Annotated in this window: 15 protein-coding genes; 12 read left to right on the forward strand and 3 right to left on the reverse strand. The window is 56.5% G+C overall.

The genetic code is table 11. The annotated features are described in order from the left end of the window. Positions 1-43: 43 nt before the first annotated feature. Positions 44-886, reverse strand: coding sequence for an arabinose operon transcriptional regulator AraC (araC, locus tag F153LOC_RS10410; protein WP_100777662.1), 843 nt, complete (start codon positions 884-886; stop codon positions 44-46). Between the two features lie 337 nt (positions 887-1,223). Between araC and araB the strand changes: the two genes are divergently transcribed. From araB to rluA, 6 genes are all read left to right on the forward strand, one after another. Beyond that, complete coding sequence (gene araB / locus F153LOC_RS10415) at positions 1,224-2,933, forward strand: ribulokinase (RefSeq protein ID WP_102104583.1); 1,710 nt, start codon at positions 1,224-1,226, stop codon at positions 2,931-2,933. A gap of 10 nt (positions 2,934-2,943) precedes the next feature. Next, on the forward strand, positions 2,944-4,446 hold the full coding sequence (gene araA / locus F153LOC_RS10420; protein ID WP_102104582.1) for an L-arabinose isomerase: 1,503 nt from the start codon (positions 2,944-2,946) through the stop codon (positions 4,444-4,446). 82 nt (positions 4,447-4,528) lie between these two features. Further along, complete coding sequence (gene araD / locus F153LOC_RS10425; RefSeq protein WP_100777665.1) at positions 4,529-5,224, forward strand: L-ribulose-5-phosphate 4-epimerase; 696 nt, start codon at positions 4,529-4,531, stop codon at positions 5,222-5,224. A 131-nt stretch (positions 5,225-5,355) separates the two neighbouring features. Further along, entirely contained in the window at positions 5,356-7,713 is a 2,358-nt protein-coding gene (polB, locus tag F153LOC_RS10430) for a DNA polymerase II (protein ID WP_102104581.1), read from the forward strand. 129 nt (positions 7,714-7,842) lie between these two features. After that, positions 7,843-10,749 carry an RNA polymerase-associated protein RapA gene (rapA, locus tag F153LOC_RS10435; protein ID WP_102104580.1) on the forward strand — a complete coding sequence of 969 codons (2,907 nt, stop codon included), beginning with the start codon at positions 7,843-7,845 and terminating at the stop codon, positions 10,747-10,749. A 12-nt stretch (positions 10,750-10,761) separates the two neighbouring features. Further along, the gene (gene rluA / locus F153LOC_RS10440) at positions 10,762-11,421 is read left to right on the forward strand and encodes a bifunctional tRNA pseudouridine(32) synthase/23S rRNA pseudouridine(746) synthase RluA (RefSeq protein WP_102104579.1); all 660 of its coding nucleotides are present in this window, start codon (positions 10,762-10,764) and stop codon (positions 11,419-11,421) included. Between the two features lie 30 nt (positions 11,422-11,451). Here rluA and djlA read toward each other — a convergent pair whose 3' ends face one another. Next, complete coding sequence (gene djlA, locus F153LOC_RS10445; RefSeq protein WP_102104578.1) at positions 11,452-12,273, reverse strand: co-chaperone DjlA; 822 nt, start codon at positions 12,271-12,273, stop codon at positions 11,452-11,454. A gap of 239 nt (positions 12,274-12,512) precedes the next feature. Between djlA and lptD the strand changes: the two genes are divergently transcribed. The 6 genes from lptD to apaH are packed head-to-tail and all read left to right on the forward strand — an operon-like array spanning position 12,513 to position 19,239. Then, positions 12,513-14,861: an LPS assembly protein LptD gene (gene lptD, locus F153LOC_RS10450; protein WP_102104577.1), complete on the forward strand. Its 2,349-nt coding sequence runs from the start codon at positions 12,513-12,515 to the stop codon at positions 14,859-14,861. Between the two features lie 53 nt (positions 14,862-14,914). Next, positions 14,915-16,201, forward strand: a complete 1,287-nt coding sequence (gene surA / locus F153LOC_RS10455) for a peptidylprolyl isomerase SurA (protein WP_100777671.1) — start codon at positions 14,915-14,917, stop codon at positions 16,199-16,201. Next, positions 16,201-17,187 (forward strand): 4-hydroxythreonine-4-phosphate dehydrogenase PdxA, encoded by a 987-nt coding sequence (gene pdxA, locus F153LOC_RS10460; RefSeq protein ID WP_102104576.1) that lies wholly within the window; start codon positions 16,201-16,203, stop codon positions 17,185-17,187. Before surA ends, pdxA begins: the two co-directional genes overlap by 1 nt. Next, positions 17,184-18,005 (forward strand): 16S rRNA (adenine(1518)-N(6)/adenine(1519)-N(6))-dimethyltransferase RsmA, encoded by an 822-nt coding sequence (gene rsmA, locus F153LOC_RS10465; RefSeq protein ID WP_100777673.1) that lies wholly within the window; start codon positions 17,184-17,186, stop codon positions 18,003-18,005. The genes pdxA and rsmA overlap by 4 nt, the downstream gene beginning before the upstream one ends. A gap of 3 nt (positions 18,006-18,008) precedes the next feature. After that, positions 18,009-18,386 (forward strand): Co2+/Mg2+ efflux protein ApaG, encoded by a 378-nt coding sequence (apaG, locus tag F153LOC_RS10470; protein WP_100777674.1) that lies wholly within the window; start codon positions 18,009-18,011, stop codon positions 18,384-18,386. A gap of 4 nt (positions 18,387-18,390) precedes the next feature. Continuing rightward, positions 18,391-19,239 (forward strand): bis(5'-nucleosyl)-tetraphosphatase (symmetrical) ApaH, encoded by an 849-nt coding sequence (apaH, locus tag F153LOC_RS10475; protein ID WP_100777675.1) that lies wholly within the window; start codon positions 18,391-18,393, stop codon positions 19,237-19,239. A gap of 90 nt (positions 19,240-19,329) precedes the next feature. Here apaH and folA read toward each other — a convergent pair whose 3' ends face one another. Next, positions 19,330-19,809 carry a type 3 dihydrofolate reductase gene (gene folA, locus F153LOC_RS10480; protein WP_100777676.1) on the reverse strand — a complete coding sequence of 160 codons (480 nt, stop codon included), beginning with the start codon at positions 19,807-19,809 and terminating at the stop codon, positions 19,330-19,332. Positions 19,810-19,822: the final 13 nt, after the last annotated feature.

The following is a 19,822-nucleotide window of genomic DNA, read 5'->3' on the forward strand; positions in this document are numbered from 1 at the left end:
GGTGCCGCCAGACTTCACCTGTTTGTTTCGTTTTATTTACGTTTTACTCACATCCGGCGCGGAATTCGCTCGGGCTGGCGCCGGTGCATTTCTTGAAGACGCGGGAAAAATAGAGCTGATCCTCAAAGCCGACGTTACGCCCCACGGTGGCAATCGGCATACGCGTGGTGCTGAGAAGCAGTTTGGCCTGGCTGATGCGCTGATCCTCGCGCCAGCTCAGAACGCTCACCCCCAACTGCTGACGGAAGAGGTGCGACAGGCGCGACGGCGACAGGCAGACGTGCTGCGCGACCCCCGCGATATCAAACTGGCTGTCCGACAGATGATCGCTGATGTACTGGCAGGCGTCGCGCACGCGATTGTCCAGCGGCGGATTAAGGGAGGCGTTAATCGCCTCCATGCGCCGCAGCAACAGCTGTTCAAGCAGATTAATCGCCAGCAGCTCGGCGTAACGCCCGCCCGCCTGTGCTTCGATGATCTGGGCAAAAAGCTCGCGGAACTGCGCCTGATGCGCTTCGTCGGGCCGGTAAAAACCGGTGTGGGCGAAAATCGACGGCCAGGCCAGCCACTCCTGCCAGTAAGCGCGCGGTCGGAAGTAGACCCACTGGTGATACCACTCTTTCGCGTCGGGATGGCGGCCGTAGTGGTGAATTTCTCCCGGCGGGAACAGCAAAATATCGCCAGGGCGACAGACAAATTGCCGATCGTTATTTTTGATCACCCCCTCACCGCGCACGGTGATATTCAGGATATAGCCTTTCATGCCCAGCGGGCGATCGACGAAAAAGTCGAGGTAACCCTCGGCTTCGATAGGGGTCAGCCCCGCCACCAGATGGGCGTTGAAGGAGTACCCCGGCAACAGGGGATCGTTTTGTGTTTCGGCCATAAACAGGTCACTCCCGACGGTCAATAAGGAAACAAATTGTCCATATCTATAAAAGCGGTATAAAAACGGGTCGTTAAGAGAATCACATCGCCTGCCCTCTCTTTTAACTCCGCTTTGTCTCGGCCTTTACCCCAGATTCATCCACGATCTCGTGCAAATCAGCAGTAACAAAAGTGTCTATAACTGCGGCAGAAATGTCCACATTGAATATTTGCACAACGTCACACTTTCCACCTCAACAGCAATTTAATCCATAAGATTAGCGGATCCTGCCTGACGATTTTCTCCCTCAATCTCTAATGTTGATCCATACCCGTTTTTTGATGGAGCAACATAAATGGCAATTGCGATTGGCCTCGATTTTGGCAGTGACTCAGTACGCGCCCTGGCGGTGGAGTGTCGTACGGGCCAGGAGATAGCGACCAGCGTTGAGTGGTATCCGCGCTGGCAAGAGGGGCGTTATTGCGATGCGCCAAATAATCAGTTCCGCCATCATCCGCGCGATTACATCGAATCGATGGAAGCGGCGATCAAAACCGTTCTGGCCGAATTGAGCGAAGATCAGCGTGAACAGATCGTCGGTATTGGCGTGGACAGCACCGGCTCAACGCCTGCTCCCGTCGATGCCGAAGGCCGCGTGCTGGCGCTGCGCCCTGAGTTTGCCGACAACCCGAACGCTATGTTTGTGTTGTGGAAAGACCATACTGCGGTTGAAGAAGCCGAAGCCATCACCCGTTTGTGCCATCAGCCCGGAAAAGCAGACTACTCCCGCTACATTGGCGGCATTTATTCCAGCGAATGGTTTTGGGCCAAGATTTTGCACGTCACCCGTGCCGACCGTGACGTGGCGCAGGCCGCCGTGTCATGGATTGAGCTGTGCGACTGGGTACCGGCCCTGCTATCGGGCACCACCCGCCCGCAGGATATTCGCCGTGGACGCTGCAGCGCTGGGCATAAATCCCTGTGGCATGAGAGCTGGGGAGGGCTGCCTCCTGCCGCGTTCTTTGATGAACTCGACCCGATTATCAATCAAAGCCTGAAATATCCGCTGTTTACCGACACTTATACCGCCGACATTCCGGTCGGAACCCTGAGCGCAGAGTGGGCGCAGCGTCTGGGCTTGCCGCAAAACGTGGCGATTTCCGGCGGCGCGTTCGACTGCCATATGGGTGCCGTCGGCGCGGGCGCACAGCCTAATACGCTGGTGAAAGTGATTGGCACCTCCACCTGCGACATCCTCACCGCTGATAAAGCCAGCGTCGGCGACCGCGCCGTGAAAGGTATTTGCGGCCAGGTGGACGGTAGCGTGGTCCCTGATTTTATCGGGCTGGAGGCCGGACAATCCGCCTTCGGCGATATCTACGCCTGGTTTGGCCGCGTGCTCGGCTGGCCGCTGGATCAGCTGGCGGAAACACATCCGGAGCTGAAAGCGCAGATCGCGGCCAGCAAAAAACAGCTTCTCCCGCAGCTGACGGAAGCCTGGGCGAAAAACCCGTCCCTTGATCATCTCCCGGTGGTGCTCGACTGGTTCAATGGTCGTCGTACGCCATTTGCCAACCAGCGTCTTAAAGGCGTGATTACCGATCTCAACCTGGCAACTGACGCCCCTGCGTTGTTCGGCGGTCTGATTGCGGCCACCGCCTTTGGCGCGCGCGCCATCATGGAGTGTTTCACCGAGCAGGGCATCGCCGTGAACGAAGTGATGGCGCTCGGCGGCATCGCGCGTAAAAACCCGGTGATCATGCAGGCCTGCTGCGACGTGCTGAACCGTCCGCTGCAGATCGTCGCCTCCGATCAGTGCTGTGCCCTCGGGGCCGCCATTTTCGCGGCAGTCGCGGCGGGTGTTCACGCAGATATTCCGACCGCTCAACAGCACATGGCGAGCGCCGTCGAGAGCACGCTCCAGCCTCGTCCTCAGCAGGCCCAACGCTTTGAGCAGCTTTATCAGCGCTACCTGCAATGGTCAAAAAGCGCCGAACAACACTATCTCCCTGTCGCCGCCCCGGCCAAAAACACCGCGGAAAAACCGGCAACCCTGACACATTAAGGACACGATAATGAGCATTTTTAATAATTATGAAGTGTGGTTTGTCATTGGCAGCCAGCATTTATACGGCCCGGAAGCGCTGCAACAGGTGACGAAACACGCGGAGCATGTGGTTAACGCCCTGAACGCTGAGGCCAAACTGCCGTGCAAACTGGTGCTGAAACCGCTCGGAACCACGCCAGACGAAATCACCCACATCTGCCGCGACGCGAACTACGACGACAAATGCGCCGGGATGGTGGTGTGGCTGCACACCTTCTCCCCGGCCAAAATGTGGATCAACGGCCTGACTATCCTCAACAAACCGCTGCTGCAGTTCCATACCCAGTTCAACGCTTCCCTGCCGTGGGACAGCATCGATATGGACTTTATGAACCTGAACCAGACCGCGCACGGCGGCCGCGAGTTCGGCTTTATCGGCGCGCGTATGCGTCAGCAGCAAGGGGTGGTAACCGGACACTGGCAGGATCAACACGCGCAGCAGCGCATCGGCTCGTGGATGCGCCAGGCTGTCTCCAAACAGGATACTCGTCATCTGAAAGTGGTGCGTTTTGGCGACAACATGCGTGAAGTGGCAGTGACGGACGGCGATAAAGTCGCTGCACAGATTAAATTTGGTTTCTCCGTTAACACCTGGGCCGTGGGCGATCTGGTGCAGGTGGTGAACGAAATCAGCGACGGCGATATCAGCGCGCTGGTGGACGAATACGAAAGCAGCTACCGCCTGACCGCTGCGGCACAGATCAACGGCGATAAACGCCAGAACGTCATCGATGCGGCGCGCATTGAACTGGGGATGAAACGCTTCCTGGAACAGGGCGGCTTCCACGCCTTTACCACCACATTTGAAGACCTGCACGGCCTGAAACAACTGCCAGGCCTGGCGGTACAACGTCTGATGCAGCAAGGCTACGGCTTTGCGGGCGAAGGCGACTGGAAAACCGCCGCCCTGCTTCGCATCATGAAGGTGATGTCGACCGGTCTACAGGGCGGCACCTCATTTATGGAGGATTACACCTACCACTTCGAGAACGGCAACGATCTTGTGCTCGGCTCGCACATGCTGGAAGTGTGTCCATCCATCGCCGTCGAAGAGAAACCGATCCTCGACGTGCAGTACCTGGGCATTGGCGGCAAGGCCGATCCGGCCCGACTGATCTTCAACACCCGCACCGGCCCGGCGATAAATGCCAGCCTGATCGATCTGGGCGATCGTTTCCGCCTGCTGGTGAACTGCGTGGATGCCGTGGAGACCCCACATTCATTGCCGAAACTGCCCGTCGCGAACGCCCTGTGGAAAGCGCAGCCGGATCTGCCGACCGCGTCTGAAGCCTGGATCGTGGCCGGAGGCGCGCACCACACGGTCTTCAGCCACTCGCTGGATCTGAACGATATGCGCCAGTTCGCGGAGCTGCACGACATCGAGCTGACCGTCATTGATAACGACACCCGTCTGCCAGCGTTTAAAGACGCGCTGCGCTGGAACGAAGTCTATTACGGTTCAAAACGTTAAGCGCGTGCCCGGCGGCACGTCGTCTGCCGGGCTTATAACCCCAGGCCGGATAAGCAAAGTGCCATCCGGCAAGGAGAACAGAATGCTTGAAGCATTAAAGCAGCAGGTGCTGGAAGCCAACCTGGCCCTGCCGAAACACCATCTCGTCACCCTCACCTGGGGCAACGTCAGCGCTGTCGATCGGGAGAAAGGGGTGTTTGTGATTAAGCCGTCCGGCGTGGATTACAGCGTGATGACCGCCGAGGATATGGTGGTGGTGAGCATCGCGACCGGAGAAGTGGTCGAAGGGAAGAAAAAGCCCTCTTCCGATACGCCAACCCATCGCCTGCTCTATCAGTCATTCCCGTCGATTGGCGGTATCGTGCATACCCACTCGCGCCACGCCACCATCTGGGCGCAGGCCGGACAATCCATTCCGGCGACGGGCACGACCCATGCCGACTATTTTTACGGCACCATCCCCTGCACCCGTAAAATGACCGATGCGGAAATTAACGGCGAGTATGAGTGGGAAACGGGCAACGTGATCGTCGAAACCTTTGAAAAAGCGGGAATCGATGCAGCGCAAATGCCGGGCGTGCTGGTGCACTCCCACGGGCCGTTTGCATGGGGCAAAAACGCCGAAGATGCGGTGCATAACGCCATCGTGCTGGAAGAGGTCGCCTATATGGGGATCTTCTGCCGCCAGCTGGCGCCACAGCTTCCGGATATGCAGCAAACCCTGCTGGATAAACACTATCTGCGCAAGCACGGTGCGAAAGCGTATTACGGGCAATAAATCGGGAACAGGGACATTATTGGCCGGATAAGCTCAGTGCCATCCGGCATAATCACACCTGTATATAAACCCAGCAAAAAATCCGTAACCAGGCTATAATCACGCCTGGTTTTGTTTTTTGGGATGACGGTGTGACGCAGGCGCGAGAAGGCTTTTTACTGACCCGACACTGGCGGGATACGCCGCAGGGTACTGAAGTGGAATTCTGGCTGGCGACGGACGAGGGTCCGCTGAACGTCACGCTGCCGCCACAGGAGTCCGTGGCGTTTATCCCGGAACAGCACGTCGAAAAAACGCGCGAGGTGTTACGCGGGGAAAACGGCTGGCGCATCACGCCGCTTAAGCTGAACGATTTCCACCGCCAGCCTGTTTACGGGCTTTACTGCCGCGCCCATCGCCAGTTGATGCGCTTTGAAAAGCTGCTGCGAGAAGCCGGAGTAACGCTGTACGAAGCGGATATTCGCCCGCCGGAACGTTTTCTTATGGAGCGTTTTATTACCGCTCCCGTCTGGGTCGACGGTACGCCGCAGGGCGGCAAACTGCTCAACGCCCGCCTCAAACCCAATCCCCACTACCGCCCGCCTCTGAAATGGGTATCGCTGGATATCGAAACCACGCGCCACGGCGAGCTGTATTGCATCGGCCTTGAAGGCTGCGGGCAGCGGATTGTCTATATGCTCGGGCCGCCAAACGGTGATGCCTCAGCCCTCGATTTTGAACTGGAGTATGTCACCAGCCGCCCACAGCTGATTGAAAAGCTAAACCAGTGGTTTGCCATTCACGATCCTGATGTCCTGATTGGCTGGAATGTGGTGCAGTTTGACCTGCGCGTGCTGCAAAAGCATGCCGAGCGTTACCGTATTCCACTGATGCTGGGCCGCGGCAACAGCGAGCTTGAGTGGCGCGAGCACGGTTTTAAGAACGGCGTGTTCTTCGCGCAGGCTAACGGGCGGGTGATTATCGACGGTATCGACGCGCTTAAATCCGCCTTCTGGAGTTTCTCCTCGTTTTCGCTGGAAGCCGTCTCTCAGGAGCTGCTCGGCGAAGGGAAATCCATCGACAATCCCTGGGATCGGATGGATGAGATTGACCGGCGCTTTAATGAAGACAAACCGGCGCTAGCCACTTATAACCTGAAGGACTGCGAGCTGGTGACGCGGATTTTCCACAAAACGGAGATCATGCCGTTCCTGCTGGAGCGCGCGACCGTCAACGGCCTGGCGATCGATCGTCACGGCGGCTCCGTCGCTGCGTTCGGCCATCTGTATATTCCACGCATGCACCGCGCGGGCTATGTCGCGCCAAATCTCGGCGAGGTCCCGCCTCAGGCCAGCCCTGGCGGCTATGTGATGGACTCCAGGCCTGGCCTGTATGACTCGGTCCTGGTGCTGGATTATAAAAGCCTCTATCCGTCGATCATTCGCACCTTTCTGATCGATCCCGTCGGTCTGGTCGAGGGGATGGCCCAGCCGGATGAGGCGCACAGCACCGAAGGATTTCTCGGCGCGCGTTTCTCGCGGGAAAAGCACTGCCTGCCTGAAATCGTCGGCCAAATCTGGCACGGGCGTGAGGAAGCTAAGCGTCAGCACAATAAACCGCTCTCTCAGGCGCTGAAGATCATCATGAACGCCTTTTATGGCGTGCTCGGCACCAGCGCCTGCCGGTTCTTCGATCCCCGTCTTGCCTCGTCGATCACCATGCGCGGGCATGAAATTATGCGCCAGACCAAAGCGCTGGTGGAATCTCAGGGCTATGACGTGATTTACGGCGACACGGACTCAACGTTCGTCTGGCTGAAAGGCGCTCACAGCGAAGAAGACGCCGCGCAAATCGGCCAAAATCTGGTGGCGTTCGTCAACGACTGGTGGCGCAATCATTTGCAAAAAGAGCGGTTAACCAGCGCGTTAGAGCTGGAATTTGAAACCCATTTCAGCCGCTTTTTGATGCCGACAATTCGCGGTACCGAGCAGGGCAGCAAGAAGCGTTACGCCGGTTTGATTCAGGAGGGCGAGAGCCAGCGCATGGTATTTAAAGGGCTGGAAACGGTGCGAACCGACTGGACGCCACTGGCGCAACAGTTCCAGCAAACGCTCTATCTGCGCGTGTTCCGCAACGAGCCGTATCAGGATTATGTCCGCGAGACTATCGCCAGCCTGCTGGCCGGTGAGCTGGACAGCCAGCTGGTCTACCGCAAGCGCCTGCGCCGCCCGCTGGCAGAGTATCAGCGCAATGTGCCGCCGCATGTTCGCGCCGCGCGGCTGGCCGATGAAGAGAACGTACGTCGCGGCCGCGCGCCGCAGTATCAAAATCGCGGCACCATTAAATACGTCTGGACCACCAGCGGCCCGGAACCGGTGGATTATCAGCACTCCCCGCTGGACTACGATCACTATCTGACACGACAGCTTATGCCTGTCGCCGATGGAATTTTACCTTTTGTCGACGATGATTTTGCTACACTCATGACAGGGCAACTGGGGCTATTTTGACGCGTGACGAAAACGCCGCCATCCAGTACCATAGCGCCCTTTCCATTCCCGGACCCATTTTTCGATGGCCGTCACTTTGCGACGGTGGTCGAACTATTGCCTGCAATTAAAGATTAGAGCCAAACAACTATGCCTTTTACACTTGGTCAACGCTGGATCAGCGATACAGAAAGCGAGCTTGGATTAGGAACTGTGGTTGCGCTGGATGCGCGCATGGTCACTATCCTTTTCCCGGCCACAGGTGAAAACCGTCTGTATGCACGCAATGACTCCCCTGTTACCCGCGTCATGTTTAACCCGGGTGACACCGTTACCAGCCATGAAGGCTGGCAGCTGAAGATTGAAGACGTAAAAGAAGAGAACGGGATCCTCGCCTACATCGGTACGCGAGTCGACACGGAAGAAACAAATGTCATCCTGCGCGAAGTGCTGCTCGACAGCCGACTGGTCTTCAGCAAGCCGCAGGACCGTCTGTTTGCCGGTCAGATCGACCGCATGGACCGTTTTGCCCTGCGCTATCGCGCGCGTAAATTCCAGAGTGAACAGTACCGCATGCCGTGGAGCGGCCTGCGTGGTCAGCGTACCAGCCTGATCCCGCACCAGCTGAACATCGCCCACGACGTCGGCCGTCGCCATGCGCCGCGCGTGCTGCTGGCTGATGAAGTCGGCCTCGGTAAAACCATCGAAGCAGGGATGATCCTGCATCAACAGCTGCTCTCCGGCGCTGCCGAGCGCGTGCTGATCGTGGTACCTGAAACCCTGCAACACCAGTGGCTGGTCGAGATGTTGCGCCGCTTCAACTTGCGCTTCTCCCTGTTTGACGACGAGCGCTACGCCGAAGCCCAGCACGACGCCGATAATCCGTTCGAAACGGAACAGCTGGTGATTTGCTCTCTGGACTTCGTGCGCCGCAGCAAGCAGCGCCTTGAGCATCTGTGCGATGCCGAGTGGGATCTGATGGTCGTCGATGAAGCCCACCACCTGGTCTGGAGCGAAGATGCGCCCAGCCGTGAATATATGGCGATCGAACAGCTGGCCGAACGCGTGCCGGGTATCCTGCTGCTGACCGCTACGCCGGAGCAGCTGGGGCTGGAAAGCCACTTTGCGCGTCTGCGCCTGCTCGATCCTAACCGTTTCCACGATTTCGCTGTGTTTGTCGAAGAGCAGCAAAACTACCGCCCGGTTGCCGATGCGGTCGCCCTGCTGCTGGCTGGTAAGCACCTGTCCAACGATGAACTCAACACCCTGAGCGAGCTGATTGGCGAGCAGGATATTGAACCGCTGCTGCACGCCGCCAACAGCGACCGCGACGACGCGGAAACCGCGCGTCAGGAGCTGGTCTCCATGTTGATGGACCGCCACGGCACCAGCCGCGTGCTATTCCGTAACACCCGTAACGGCGTGAAAGGCTTCCCGAAACGCGAGCTGCACACCATTAAGCTGCCGCTGCCGACACAGTACCAAACCGCGATTAAAGTCTCTGGCATCATGGGGGCGCGCAAAAGTGCTGAAGAGCGCGCGCGCGATATGCTCTATCCGGAACAGATTTATCAGGAATTTGAAGGCGATACCGGCACCTGGTGGAACTTCGATCCGCGCGTCGAATGGCTGATGGGCTATCTGACCGCTCACCGCTCGCAGAAAGTGCTGGTGATTTGCGCCAAAGCGGCCACCGCGCTGCAGCTGGAGCAAGTCCTGCGCGAGCGCGAAGGTATCCGCGCTGCCGTGTTCCACGAAGGGATGTCGATCATCGAACGCGACCGCGCGGCGGCCTGGTTCGGTGAAGAGGACAGCGGCGCGCAGGTGCTGCTCTGCTCCGAAATCGGCTCCGAAGGCCGTAACTTCCAGTTCGCCAGCCATCTGGTGATGTTCGATCTGCCGTTTAACCCGGACCTGCTGGAGCAGCGTATCGGCCGTCTGGACCGTATCGGTCAGGCGCACGATATTCAGATCCACGTTCCGTTCCTGGAAAAAACCGCCCAGTCGGTGCTGGTGCGATGGTTCCACGAAGGTCTGGACGCGTTTGAACACACCTGCCCGACCGGGCGCACCATTTACGATCAGGTGCACAGCGATCTGATTGGTTATCTGGCGGCACCGGAAGAGACTGAGGGCTTTGACGATCTGATCAAATCCTGTCGCGAAAAACACGACGCGCTGAAACTGCAGCTGGAGCAAGGGCGTGACCGTCTGCTGGAGATCCACTCCAACGGCGGCGAGAAAGCGCAACAGCTTGCCGAAAGCATCGAAGAGCAGGACGACGACACCAGCCTGATCAGCTTCGCGATGAACCTGTTTGATATCGTTGGTATCAACCAGGACGATCGCGGCGAGAACATGATTGTGCTGACGCCGTCCGATCATATGCTGGTCCCCGATTTCCCTGGTCTGCCGGAAGATGGCTGCACCATCACCTTTGAGCGTGACGTGGCCCTTTCCCGCGAAGATGCGCAGTTCATTACCTGGGAACATCCGCTTATCCGCAACGGTCTGGATTTGATTTTGTCTGGCGATACCGGCAGCAGCACCATTTCCCTGTTGAAAAACAAAGCCCTGCCTGTTGGGACGCTGCTACTGGAGCTGATCTACGTGGTTGAGGCGCAAGCGCCGAAACAGCTGCAGCTCAACCGCTTCCTGCCCGCCACCCCGGTGCGTTTGATGCTCGACAAAAACGGCACTAACCTCGCTGCCCAGGTCGAGTTTGAGAGCTTTAACCGCCAGTTGAGCGCCGTTAACCGCCACACGGGCAGCAAACTGGTGAATGCGGTCCAGCAGGATGTGCATGCCATTTTGCAGCAGGGTGAAGCGCAGATTGAGAAAGCCGCGCGCGCACTGATTGATGCGGCTCGCAGCGAAGCAGACGAAAAGCTCTCTGCCGAGCTGTCGCGTCTGGAAGCGTTACGCGCGGTGAATCCAAACATCCGTGACGACGAGCTTGCAGCCATTGAGAGCAACCGTGAGCAGGTGCTGGAAAGCCTGAATCAGGCGAGCTGGCGACTGGATGCACTGCGTCTGATCGTTGTGACGCATCAGTAAACGGAGCGCGACATGATCATGGAGACCTACAATCCGCCGATGGACCCGTGGCTGGTCATTCTGTATCAGGATGACCACATTATGGTGGTCAACAAGCCCAGCGGCCTGTTGTCCGTGCCGGGACGTCTGGAGGAGCACAAAGACAGCGTGATGACGCGCGTACAGCGCGATTATCCGCAGGCAGAATCCGTGCACCGCCTGGATATGGCGACCAGCGGCGTGATTGTGGTGGCTCTGACGAAAGCGGCTGAGCGCGAATTAAAGCGCCAGTTCCGCGATCGTGAACCGAAGAAACAGTATGTCGCGCGCATCTGGGGACACCCGGAAAAGGCGGAAGGTCTGGTGGATTTACCGCTGATTTGCGACTGGCCGAACCGGCCTAAGCAAAAAGTCTGTTTTGAAACCGGCAAGGCGGCGCAGACCGAGTATGAGGTGCTGGATTACGCTGCGGATAACACCGCGCGTATCCTGCTCAAACCGATTACTGGCCGTTCACATCAGCTGCGCGTGCATATGCTGGCGCTGGGCCATCCGATTCTGGGGGACCGTTTTTACGCCACCCCGGAAGCGCTCGCAATGGCGCCGCGTCTGCAATTACACGCTCAGATGCTGACGATAACGCATCCGGAATTTGGCAATCTGATGACGTTTAAAGCCCCTGCCGATTTTTAACGTAGTGCCCGGCGGGTGCCGGGCTTACGCTTATTTAAAGCCCTTCTGCTCTTTAATGAGCTCGTACGCTTTCTGAATTTCCTGCGCTTTCTGCTTCGCCATTTCCATCATCTCCGGCGGTAACCCTTTCGCCACCAGTTTATCCGGATGATGTTCGCTCATCAGCTTGCGATAGGCGCGTTTAATGGTGGTCGCATCGTCGGTCGGTTTCACGCCCAGTACGTTACACGCATCTTCCAGCGTCGGGCCGCGCTGCGCCTGCTGCCAGCCACCGCCAGCAGACTGCTGCTGGTGTTGATAGCCGCCACCAAATTGCGCGCCGCCCTGCATCATGCGCAGGAACTGGTCGAACTGCATGCGGGAGATACCCAGCTCTTCGGCAATCACGTACAACACGTCACGTTCGTTAGGGTGCAGTGACCCATCCGCAAACGCCGCCTGAATCTGGATTTCCAGAAACATCCGAATTAAATCAAAGCGTCCGAAACAGATGCTGCGGAACTGACGCATTTTCTCGCGCAGCGGATAGTTATCCGCCTTACCGATCCGAAACGCATTTTGTGCCGCCACGCGGGACTCACCGTGCAGGCTCATGCGATCCATAAATACGCTGGCAATTTGAATGTCTGCTTCGGTGACGCGTCCCTTCGATTTGGTTAAATGCCCCATCACCTCGAAGGTGGTCGCAAAAAAGAGCGCCTGACGTTCGCGCTGGTTGGCAAACCAGGCCATTTTACGACTGCGCGCCTTATCGAACATATGCCCGATAATCAGGCCCAAAACGATGCCCCAAAACCCTGCGCCCATCAACAAAGCGAATGCGACGCCAATAATTTTACCCCAATACTGCATAGACTCCCCGTATGGTCATAGTCCTGATTCGACGCAACTCCATCATCTCAGTGGTCGAGCCACGGTCAATTGAGGGACATCGCCTATAATTTGCATTATCATACTCGTCATTCGATAGCGAGCCTAACACTCTGACTCGTAAACGGGCAGGATTAACGCTGGCACTGCGCAGATGAGTAAGATAGTCTCTGAGCGTTTGTAAGCCGTAGCCACTGATGACGGAACACTAAATATAACGTATGAAAAAACGTATCCCCACCCTCCTGGCCACCATGATCGCCGCCGCTCTGTACAGTCAACAGGGCATGGCTGCCGATCTCGCCTCACAGTGTAAGCTTGGCATCCCAAGCTATGATCGCCCATTGGTGCAGGGTGATACCAATAGCTTGCCCGTCACGATTAATGCCGACCATGCCGGTGGCAATTATCCGGATAACGCGACATTTACGGGCAATGTCGATATTAATCAGGGCAACAGCCGTCTGCGGGCGGACGAAGTCCAGCTGCATCAAAAGCTGCCTGAGGGCGCGGCAGAGCCGGTTCGCACAGTCGATGCTCTTGGCAATGTGCACTATGACGACAATCAGGTCATCCTGAAAGGTCCGAAAGGCTGGGCAAACCTGAATACCAAAGATACCAACGTCTGGGAAGGTGATTACCAGATGGTGGGTCGCCAGGGACGCGGTAAAGCAGACCTGATGAAACAGCGCGGTGAAAACCGCTACACCATTCTGGAGAATGGCTCCTTTACCTCTTGTCTGCCGGGTTCTGACACCTGGAGCGTCGTCGGTAGCGAAGTGATCCACGACCGCGAAGAGCAAGTGGCGGAAATCTGGAATGCGCGCTTTAAACTTGGCCCAGTGCCGGTGTTTTATAGCCCCTACTTGCAGTTGCCGGTCGGCGATAAGCGTCGTTCAGGTTTCCTGATCCCGAACGCCAAGTACAGCACCACGAACTATTTTGAGTTCTACCTGCCGTACTACTGGAACATCGCGCCGAACATGGACGCCACGATTACGCCGCACTATATCCATAAGCGCGGCAATATCATGTGGGAAAACGAGTTCCGTTACCTGACCAAAGCGGGTACAGGTCTGATGGAGTTGGATTACTTGCCATCGGATAAAGTGTTTAACGATGAGCACCCGACAGAGGGCGATCGTCACCGCTGGTTATACTACTGGCAGCATGCCGGTGTGATGGATCAGGTCTGGCGTTTCAACGTCGACTACACCAAAGTCAGCGATCCTTATTACTTTAACGATTTCGATTCCAAGTACGGCTCAAGTACCGATGGCTACGCGACGCAGAAATTCAGCGTCGGTTACGCGAATCAGAACTTCAACGCCACGGTTTCTACCAAGAAGTTCCAGGTCTTTAGCTCTCAGACAGCCAGTACCTATGGCGCTGAGCCACAGCTGGACGTGAACTGGACGCAGAATGACGTCGGTCCGTTTGATACCCGCGTTTATGCTCAGGCCGTCCACTTCGTGAACACCAATTCCGATATGCCGGAAGCGACGCGCGTCCACCTTGAGCCGACCATTAATCTGCCGCTCTCTAACGACTGGGCTAGCCTCAATACCGAAGCCAAGATGATGGCTACCCACTATCAGCAGAAGAATCTGGACTGGTACAACAATCGCTACAATACCGATCTCGAAGAGTCCGTTAACCGTGTGCTGCCACAGTTTAAAATGGACGGTAAGCTGATTTTCGAACGTGATATGAACCTGGCGAGCGGCTATACCCAAACGCTGGAACCGCGCATGCAGTACCTGTATGTGCCGTATCGCGATCAGAGCAAAATCCAGAACTACGACTCCTCTTTCCTCCAATCCGACTACAGCGGCCTGTTCCGCGATCGTACCTATGGCGGACTTGACCGTATTGCTTCCGCGAACCAGGTGACGACCGGCGTCACGACTCGCGTATATGATGACGCTGCGGTTGAACGTTTTAACGTTTCTGTTGGTCAAATCTACTACTTCACTGAAGCACGTACCGGTGATGACGACATTAACTGGGAGAAAGACAATAAAACGGGTGCCCTGGTATGGGCCGGTGATACCTACTGGCGCATGACCGATCGTTGGGGTCTGCGCGGTGGCCTGCAGTACGATACACGTCTGGATAACGTCGCCACCAGCAGCGCAAGCGTTGAGTATCGTCGTGATGAAGACCGGATGGTGCAGTTGACTTACCGTTACGCCAGCCCGGAATATATTCAGGCGACGCTGCCAAACTACGCCAACGTCGAACAGTATAAAGACGGTATTTCGCAGGTGGGTGGTGCCGCAAGTTGGCCGATCGCCGATCGCTGGTCCATTGTGGGCGCCTACTACTTTGACACGAACACCAGCAAGCCTGCGGATCAGATGGTTGGCTTGCAATACAACTCCTGCTGTTATGCGCTTCGCGTAGGCTACGAGCGCAAACTTAACGGCTGGAATACCGACAATAATCAGAGCAAATACGATAACGTCATTGGCTTCAATGTCGAATTGCGCGGCCTGAGTTCCAACTACGGCCTGGGCACGCAGCAGATGCTGCGCTCGAACATTCTGCCATATCGTAGTTCCTTGTAATGTGCTTGATTTACAACGCCATCCGCTTTGCGGTTAATTGAAATGGAAAAAGTATGAAGAACTGGAAAACGCTGCTGCTCGGTATCGCTATGGTTGCGAACACCAGCTTTGCCGCGCCACAGGTTGTTGATAAAGTCGCCGCCGTGGTGAACAACGGTGTAGTACTTGAAAGCGACGTAAATGGCTTAATGCAATCTGTGAAGCTCAATTCGGGTGAAGCAGGTCAGCAACTTCCAGATGACGCGACGCTGCGTCATCAGATCCTCGAGCGTTTGATCATGGATCAGATCGTGCTGCAGATGGGTCAGAAAATGGGTGTGAAGGTGACCGATCAGCAGCTCGATGAAGCGATCGCCAACATTTCTAAGCAAAACAACATGACCCTCGATCAGATGCGCAGCCGTCTGGCCTACGATGGGATCAGCTATGCGACCTACCGCAACCAGATCCGCAAAGAGATGCTGATCTCTGAAGTGCGCAACAACGAAGTGCGTCGCCGCGTATCGATCCTGCCGCAGGAAGTGGATCAACTGGCGAAGCAGGTGGGCAACCAGAACGATGCCAGCACCGAACTGAACCTGAGCCACATCCTGATTCCACTGCCGGAAAACCCGACTTCCGATCAGGCTGCTGAAGCGGAAAGCCAGGCACGTTCTATAGTGGATCAGGCGCGTAACGGCGGTGACTTCGGCAAACTGGCGATCAGCTACTCCGCTGACCAGCAGGCGCTGAAAGGCGGCCAGATGGGCTGGGGTCGTATTCAGGAGCTGCCGTCTATTTTTGCGCAGGCGCTGAGCACTGCGAAGAAAGGCGATGTTATCGGTCCTATCCGTTCCGGTGTCGGCTTCCACATTCTGAAAGTGAACGATATGCGCGGTCAGAGCCAGAGCATTTCCGTAACGGAAGTGCATGCTCGCCACATCCTGCTTAAGCCGTCACCGATTATGACCGACGACCAGGCGCGCGTGAAACTGGAGCAGATTGCTGCCGATATTAAGAGCGGTAAAACTTCCTTCGCCAATGCGGCGAAAGAGTTCTCTCAGGATCCCGGCTCTGCGAATCAGGGCGGCGATCTGGGCTGGGCGGCTGCGGATATCTACGATCCTGCCTTCCGCGATGCGCTGATGAAGCTGAACAAAGGCCAGATGAGCGCCCCGGTTCACTCCTCCTTCGGCTGGCACTTAATCGAACTGATGGATACCCGCAACGTAGATAAAACCGACGCGGCCCAGAAAGACAGAGCCTACCGTATGCTGTTCAACCGTAAATTCTCTGAAGAAGCGGCGACCTGGATGCAGGAACAACGCGCCAGCGCTTACGTGAAAATACTGAGCAACTAATGAAACAACATCGTGTTGTTATCACTCCCGGCGAACCCGCCGGGATTGGTCCTGACCTCGTCGTCCAGCTTGCACAACAGAGCTGGCCGGTGGAACTGGTCGTCTGTGCTGATGCAACACTGTTAAAAGACCGGGCTGAATGGCTCGGTCTGCCTTTAACGCTCCTGCCTTACGACGCCAGCCAAACGCCTGTTCCCCAGCAGGCGGGTACCTTAACGCTTCTCCCTGTTGCTCTTCGTGCCCCTGCGCAGCCAGGCCTGCTCAACATCGAAAACGGGCACTACGTTGTCGATACGCTGGCGCGCGCCTGTGATGGTTGCCTGAGCGGTGAATTTGCCGCGCTGATTACCGGTCCGGTACATAAGGGCGTGATTAACGATGCGGGTGTGCCGTTTACTGGCCACACGGAATTCTTTGAAGCGCGCTCCCACAGCGACAATGTGGTCATGATGCTGGCGACGGAGGAACTGCGCGTCGCGCTGGTGACGACCCATTTACCGCTGAAAGCCATTGCAGAGGCGATCACGCCTGATCTTCTTCGCGACATCATCACCATATTGCATCACGATCTGCAAACCAAATTCGGTATCAAAGCGCCGCATATTCTGGTCTGTGGGCTGAATCCCCACGCGGGTGAAGGCGGGCATATGGGCACGGAAGAGATCGAAACCATCATCCCAGTGCTCGAAGAGATGCGCGCCAAAGGGATGAATCTCAGCGGGCCGTTGCCGGCTGATACCCTTTTCCAGGCTAAATATCTTGATAGTGCGGATGCTGTGCTCGCGATGTACCACGATCAGGGCCTGCCCGTGCTAAAATACCAGGGATTTGGCCGCGCCGTGAACATCACGCTCGGTTTACCCTTTATTCGAACGTCCGTTGACCACGGTACTGCGCTGGATCTGGCAGGAAAAGGCAAAGCGGATGTCGGCAGTTTTATTACGGCGCTTAATCTCGCCATCAAAATGATTGTTAATACTCAATGAATACTAGAGTCCATCAGGGCCACTTAGCCCGCAAACGCTTCGGGCAAAACTTCCTTAACGATCAATTCGTTATCGAAAGCATCGTTTCCGCCATTAATCCACAAAAAGGCCAGGCGATGGTCGAAATCGGTCCAGGCCTTGCCGCGCTGACCGAGCCGGTGGGTGAACGCCTCGACGAAATGACGGTTATCGAGCTGGACCGCGATCTGGCGGCCCGTCTGCAAACGCATCCGTTCCTCGGTCCTAAGCTGACGATTTACCAGCAGGACGCCATGACCATGAATTTCGCCGAGCTGTCCGAGAAGCTGGGCCAGCCGCTGCGCGTGTTCGGTAACCTGCCGTATAACATCTCTACGCCGCTGATGTTCCATCTGTTTAGCTATACTGATGCCATTGCAGACATGCACTTCATGCTGCAAAAAGAGGTCGTCAACCGACTGGTTGCAGGGCCGAACAGTAAAGCGTATGGTCGATTAAGCGTAATGGCGCAATACTATTGCCAGATTATCCCGGTACTCGAAGTGCCTCCGACCGCCTTTACCCCGGCGCCGAAAGTGGAATCTGCGGTAGTGCGTCTGGTCCCCCATGCCGTGATGCCGTACCCGGTCAAAGAGCTGCGCGTACTGAGCCGCATCACCACGGAGGCCTTTAACCAGCGCCGTAAAACGATTCGCAACAGCCTGGGTAACTCGTTTACCGTTGAGGTATTGACCGAATTAGGTATCGATCCGGCAATGCGTGCGGAAAATATTTCCGTTGAGCAGTACTGTAAGTTGGCTAATTACATCAGCGACAACGCACCGCCAAAGGAGAGCTAAGCCATGATTGATTCGCCCCGCGTATGTGTTCAGGTGCAAAGCGTTTACGTCGAGTCTCAGTCCACTCCGGACGACGAGCGTTTTGTTTTTGCTTACACCGTAACCATTCGCAATCTGGGGCGGATGCCTGTGCAACTGCTCGGGCGCTATTGGCTTATCACCAACGGCAATGGCCGTGAAATTGAAGTCCAGGGTGAAGGTGTGGTGGGAGAACAACCCCACATCGCCCCTGGCGAAGAGTATCAGTACACCAGCGGTGCCGTCATAGAGACACCGATGGGCACCATGCAAGGCCATTATGAAATGGTCGATCCAGACGGCAATACCTTCCGTATTGCCGTGCCTGTTTTCCGTCTCGCCGTTCCTACATTCATTCACTAAGAAAATGTCTACATATCTCATTGGCGACGTTCACGGTTGCTACGATGAACTGATCGCATTGCTAAAACAGGTCGATTTTACGCCTGGACAAGACACCCTCTGGTTGACGGGCGATTTAGTGGCGCGCGGCCCTGGGTCGCTGGATGTCTTACGCTTCGTCAAATCGCTGGGCGACAGCGTGCGTGTGGTGCTGGGCAATCACGATCTGCATCTGCTGGCGGTGTTTGCCGGAATCAGTCGCAACAAGCCTAAAGACCGCATCACGCCGCTGCTTGAAGCACCCGATGCCGACGAGCTTCTCAACTGGTTGCGTCGACAGCCTTTGCTACAGGTCGACGAAGAGAAAAAGCTGGTTATGGCCCATGCCGGGATCACCCCGCAGTGGGATCTGCAGACCGCCAAAGAGTGCGCGCGCGACGTCGAAGCGGTGCTGGCGAGCGACTCCTATCCGTTCTTCCTCGACGCGATGTATGGTGATATGCCGAACAACTGGAGCCCGGAGTTAAGCGGTCTGGCGCGCCTGCGCTTCGTGACCAATGCCTTTACCCGCATGCGCTACTGCTTCCCGAACGGTCAGTTGGATATGTACTGCAAAGACACGCCGGAAAACGCCCCTGCGCCGCTAAAACCCTGGTTTGCCATTCCTGGCCCGGTGACGGATGAGTACAGCGTTGTGTTTGGCCACTGGGCATCGCTCGAAGGCAAAGGCACGCCGGAGAACATTTACGGGCTGGATACGGGATGTTGCTGGGGCGGAGATTTAACCTGCCTGCGCTGGGAAGATAAGCACTATTTTGTGCAGCCGTCGAACCGGCATCTGGAGTTAGGGGATGGCGAGGCGGTTGCCTCCTGATATTAATGACGGATAGTGGCGGCTTTGCCTTATCCGGCTTATGTTCAGTCGTAAAACCCCGGTCAGCGAAGCGCCACCGGGGAATAAGACTTAACGACGTTCTAAAACTTCGAAGCAGTAGCTGTGCGAGTTCTGCGCATCAGCGTCGTGGAATTCGCTGAAGACAGATTCCCACTCGTCAGGATCGTAGTCAGGGAAATGCGTATCCCCTTCCACTTCTGCGTCAATGTGGGTCAGGTAGAGCTTCTGTGCTTTTGGCAGGAACTGCTCGTAAACACGCCCCCCACCAATCACCATAATCTCTTCCGCGTCGCCACAGGCGGCAATCGCGTCGTCGACGGATTTTACCCATTCAACGCGATCGTCCGTGCCCGGCTGGCTACTGATAACGATATTTTTACGACCCGGTAGCGGGCGACCGATTGACTCCCAGGTCAGGCGGCCCATCACTACCGGCTTGTTTAGCGTGGTGCGTTTAAACCATGCCAGATCGGCAGGCAGGTTCCACGGCATGGCGTTTTCCATACCGATAACGCGGTCTACCGCCAGCGCTGCAATCAGACTGATCATTGAAAATTTCCCG

The sequence above is a fragment of the Lelliottia sp. F153 genome (assembly GCF_002870005.1).
Taxonomy (GTDB): Bacteria; Pseudomonadota; Gammaproteobacteria; order Enterobacterales; family Enterobacteriaceae; genus Enterobacter; species Enterobacter nimipressuralis.

What these genes read in the sequence shown, in the direction of transcription:
- lptD (WP_102104577.1), top strand. Translation starts at nt 12,513, where the DNA reads ATGAAAAAACGTATCCCCACCCTCCTGGCCACCATGATCGCCGCCGCT.
- rluA (WP_102104579.1), top strand. Translation starts at nt 10,762, where the DNA reads ATGATCATGGAGACCTACAATCCGCCGATGGACCCGTGGCTGGTCATT.
- rapA (WP_102104580.1), top strand. Translation starts at nt 7,843, where the DNA reads ATGCCTTTTACACTTGGTCAACGCTGGATCAGCGATACAGAAAGCGAG.
- folA (WP_100777676.1), bottom strand. Translation starts at nt 19,809, where the DNA reads ATGATCAGTCTGATTGCAGCGCTGGCGGTAGACCGCGTTATCGGTATG.
- araC (WP_100777662.1), bottom strand. Translation starts at nt 886, where the DNA reads ATGGCCGAAACACAAAACGATCCCCTGTTGCCGGGGTACTCCTTCAAC.
- araD (WP_100777665.1), top strand. Translation starts at nt 4,529, where the DNA reads ATGCTTGAAGCATTAAAGCAGCAGGTGCTGGAAGCCAACCTGGCCCTG.
- araA (WP_102104582.1), top strand. Translation starts at nt 2,944, where the DNA reads ATGAGCATTTTTAATAATTATGAAGTGTGGTTTGTCATTGGCAGCCAG.
- apaG (WP_100777674.1), top strand. Translation starts at nt 18,009, where the DNA reads ATGATTGATTCGCCCCGCGTATGTGTTCAGGTGCAAAGCGTTTACGTC.
- djlA (WP_102104578.1), bottom strand. Translation starts at nt 12,273, where the DNA reads ATGCAGTATTGGGGTAAAATTATTGGCGTCGCATTCGCTTTGTTGATG.
- apaH (WP_100777675.1), top strand. Translation starts at nt 18,391, where the DNA reads ATGTCTACATATCTCATTGGCGACGTTCACGGTTGCTACGATGAACTG.
- pdxA (WP_102104576.1), top strand. Translation starts at nt 16,201, where the DNA reads ATGAAACAACATCGTGTTGTTATCACTCCCGGCGAACCCGCCGGGATT.
- rsmA (WP_100777673.1), top strand. Translation starts at nt 17,184, where the DNA reads ATGAATACTAGAGTCCATCAGGGCCACTTAGCCCGCAAACGCTTCGGG.
- surA (WP_100777671.1), top strand. Translation starts at nt 14,915, where the DNA reads ATGAAGAACTGGAAAACGCTGCTGCTCGGTATCGCTATGGTTGCGAAC.
- araB (WP_102104583.1), top strand. Translation starts at nt 1,224, where the DNA reads ATGGCAATTGCGATTGGCCTCGATTTTGGCAGTGACTCAGTACGCGCC.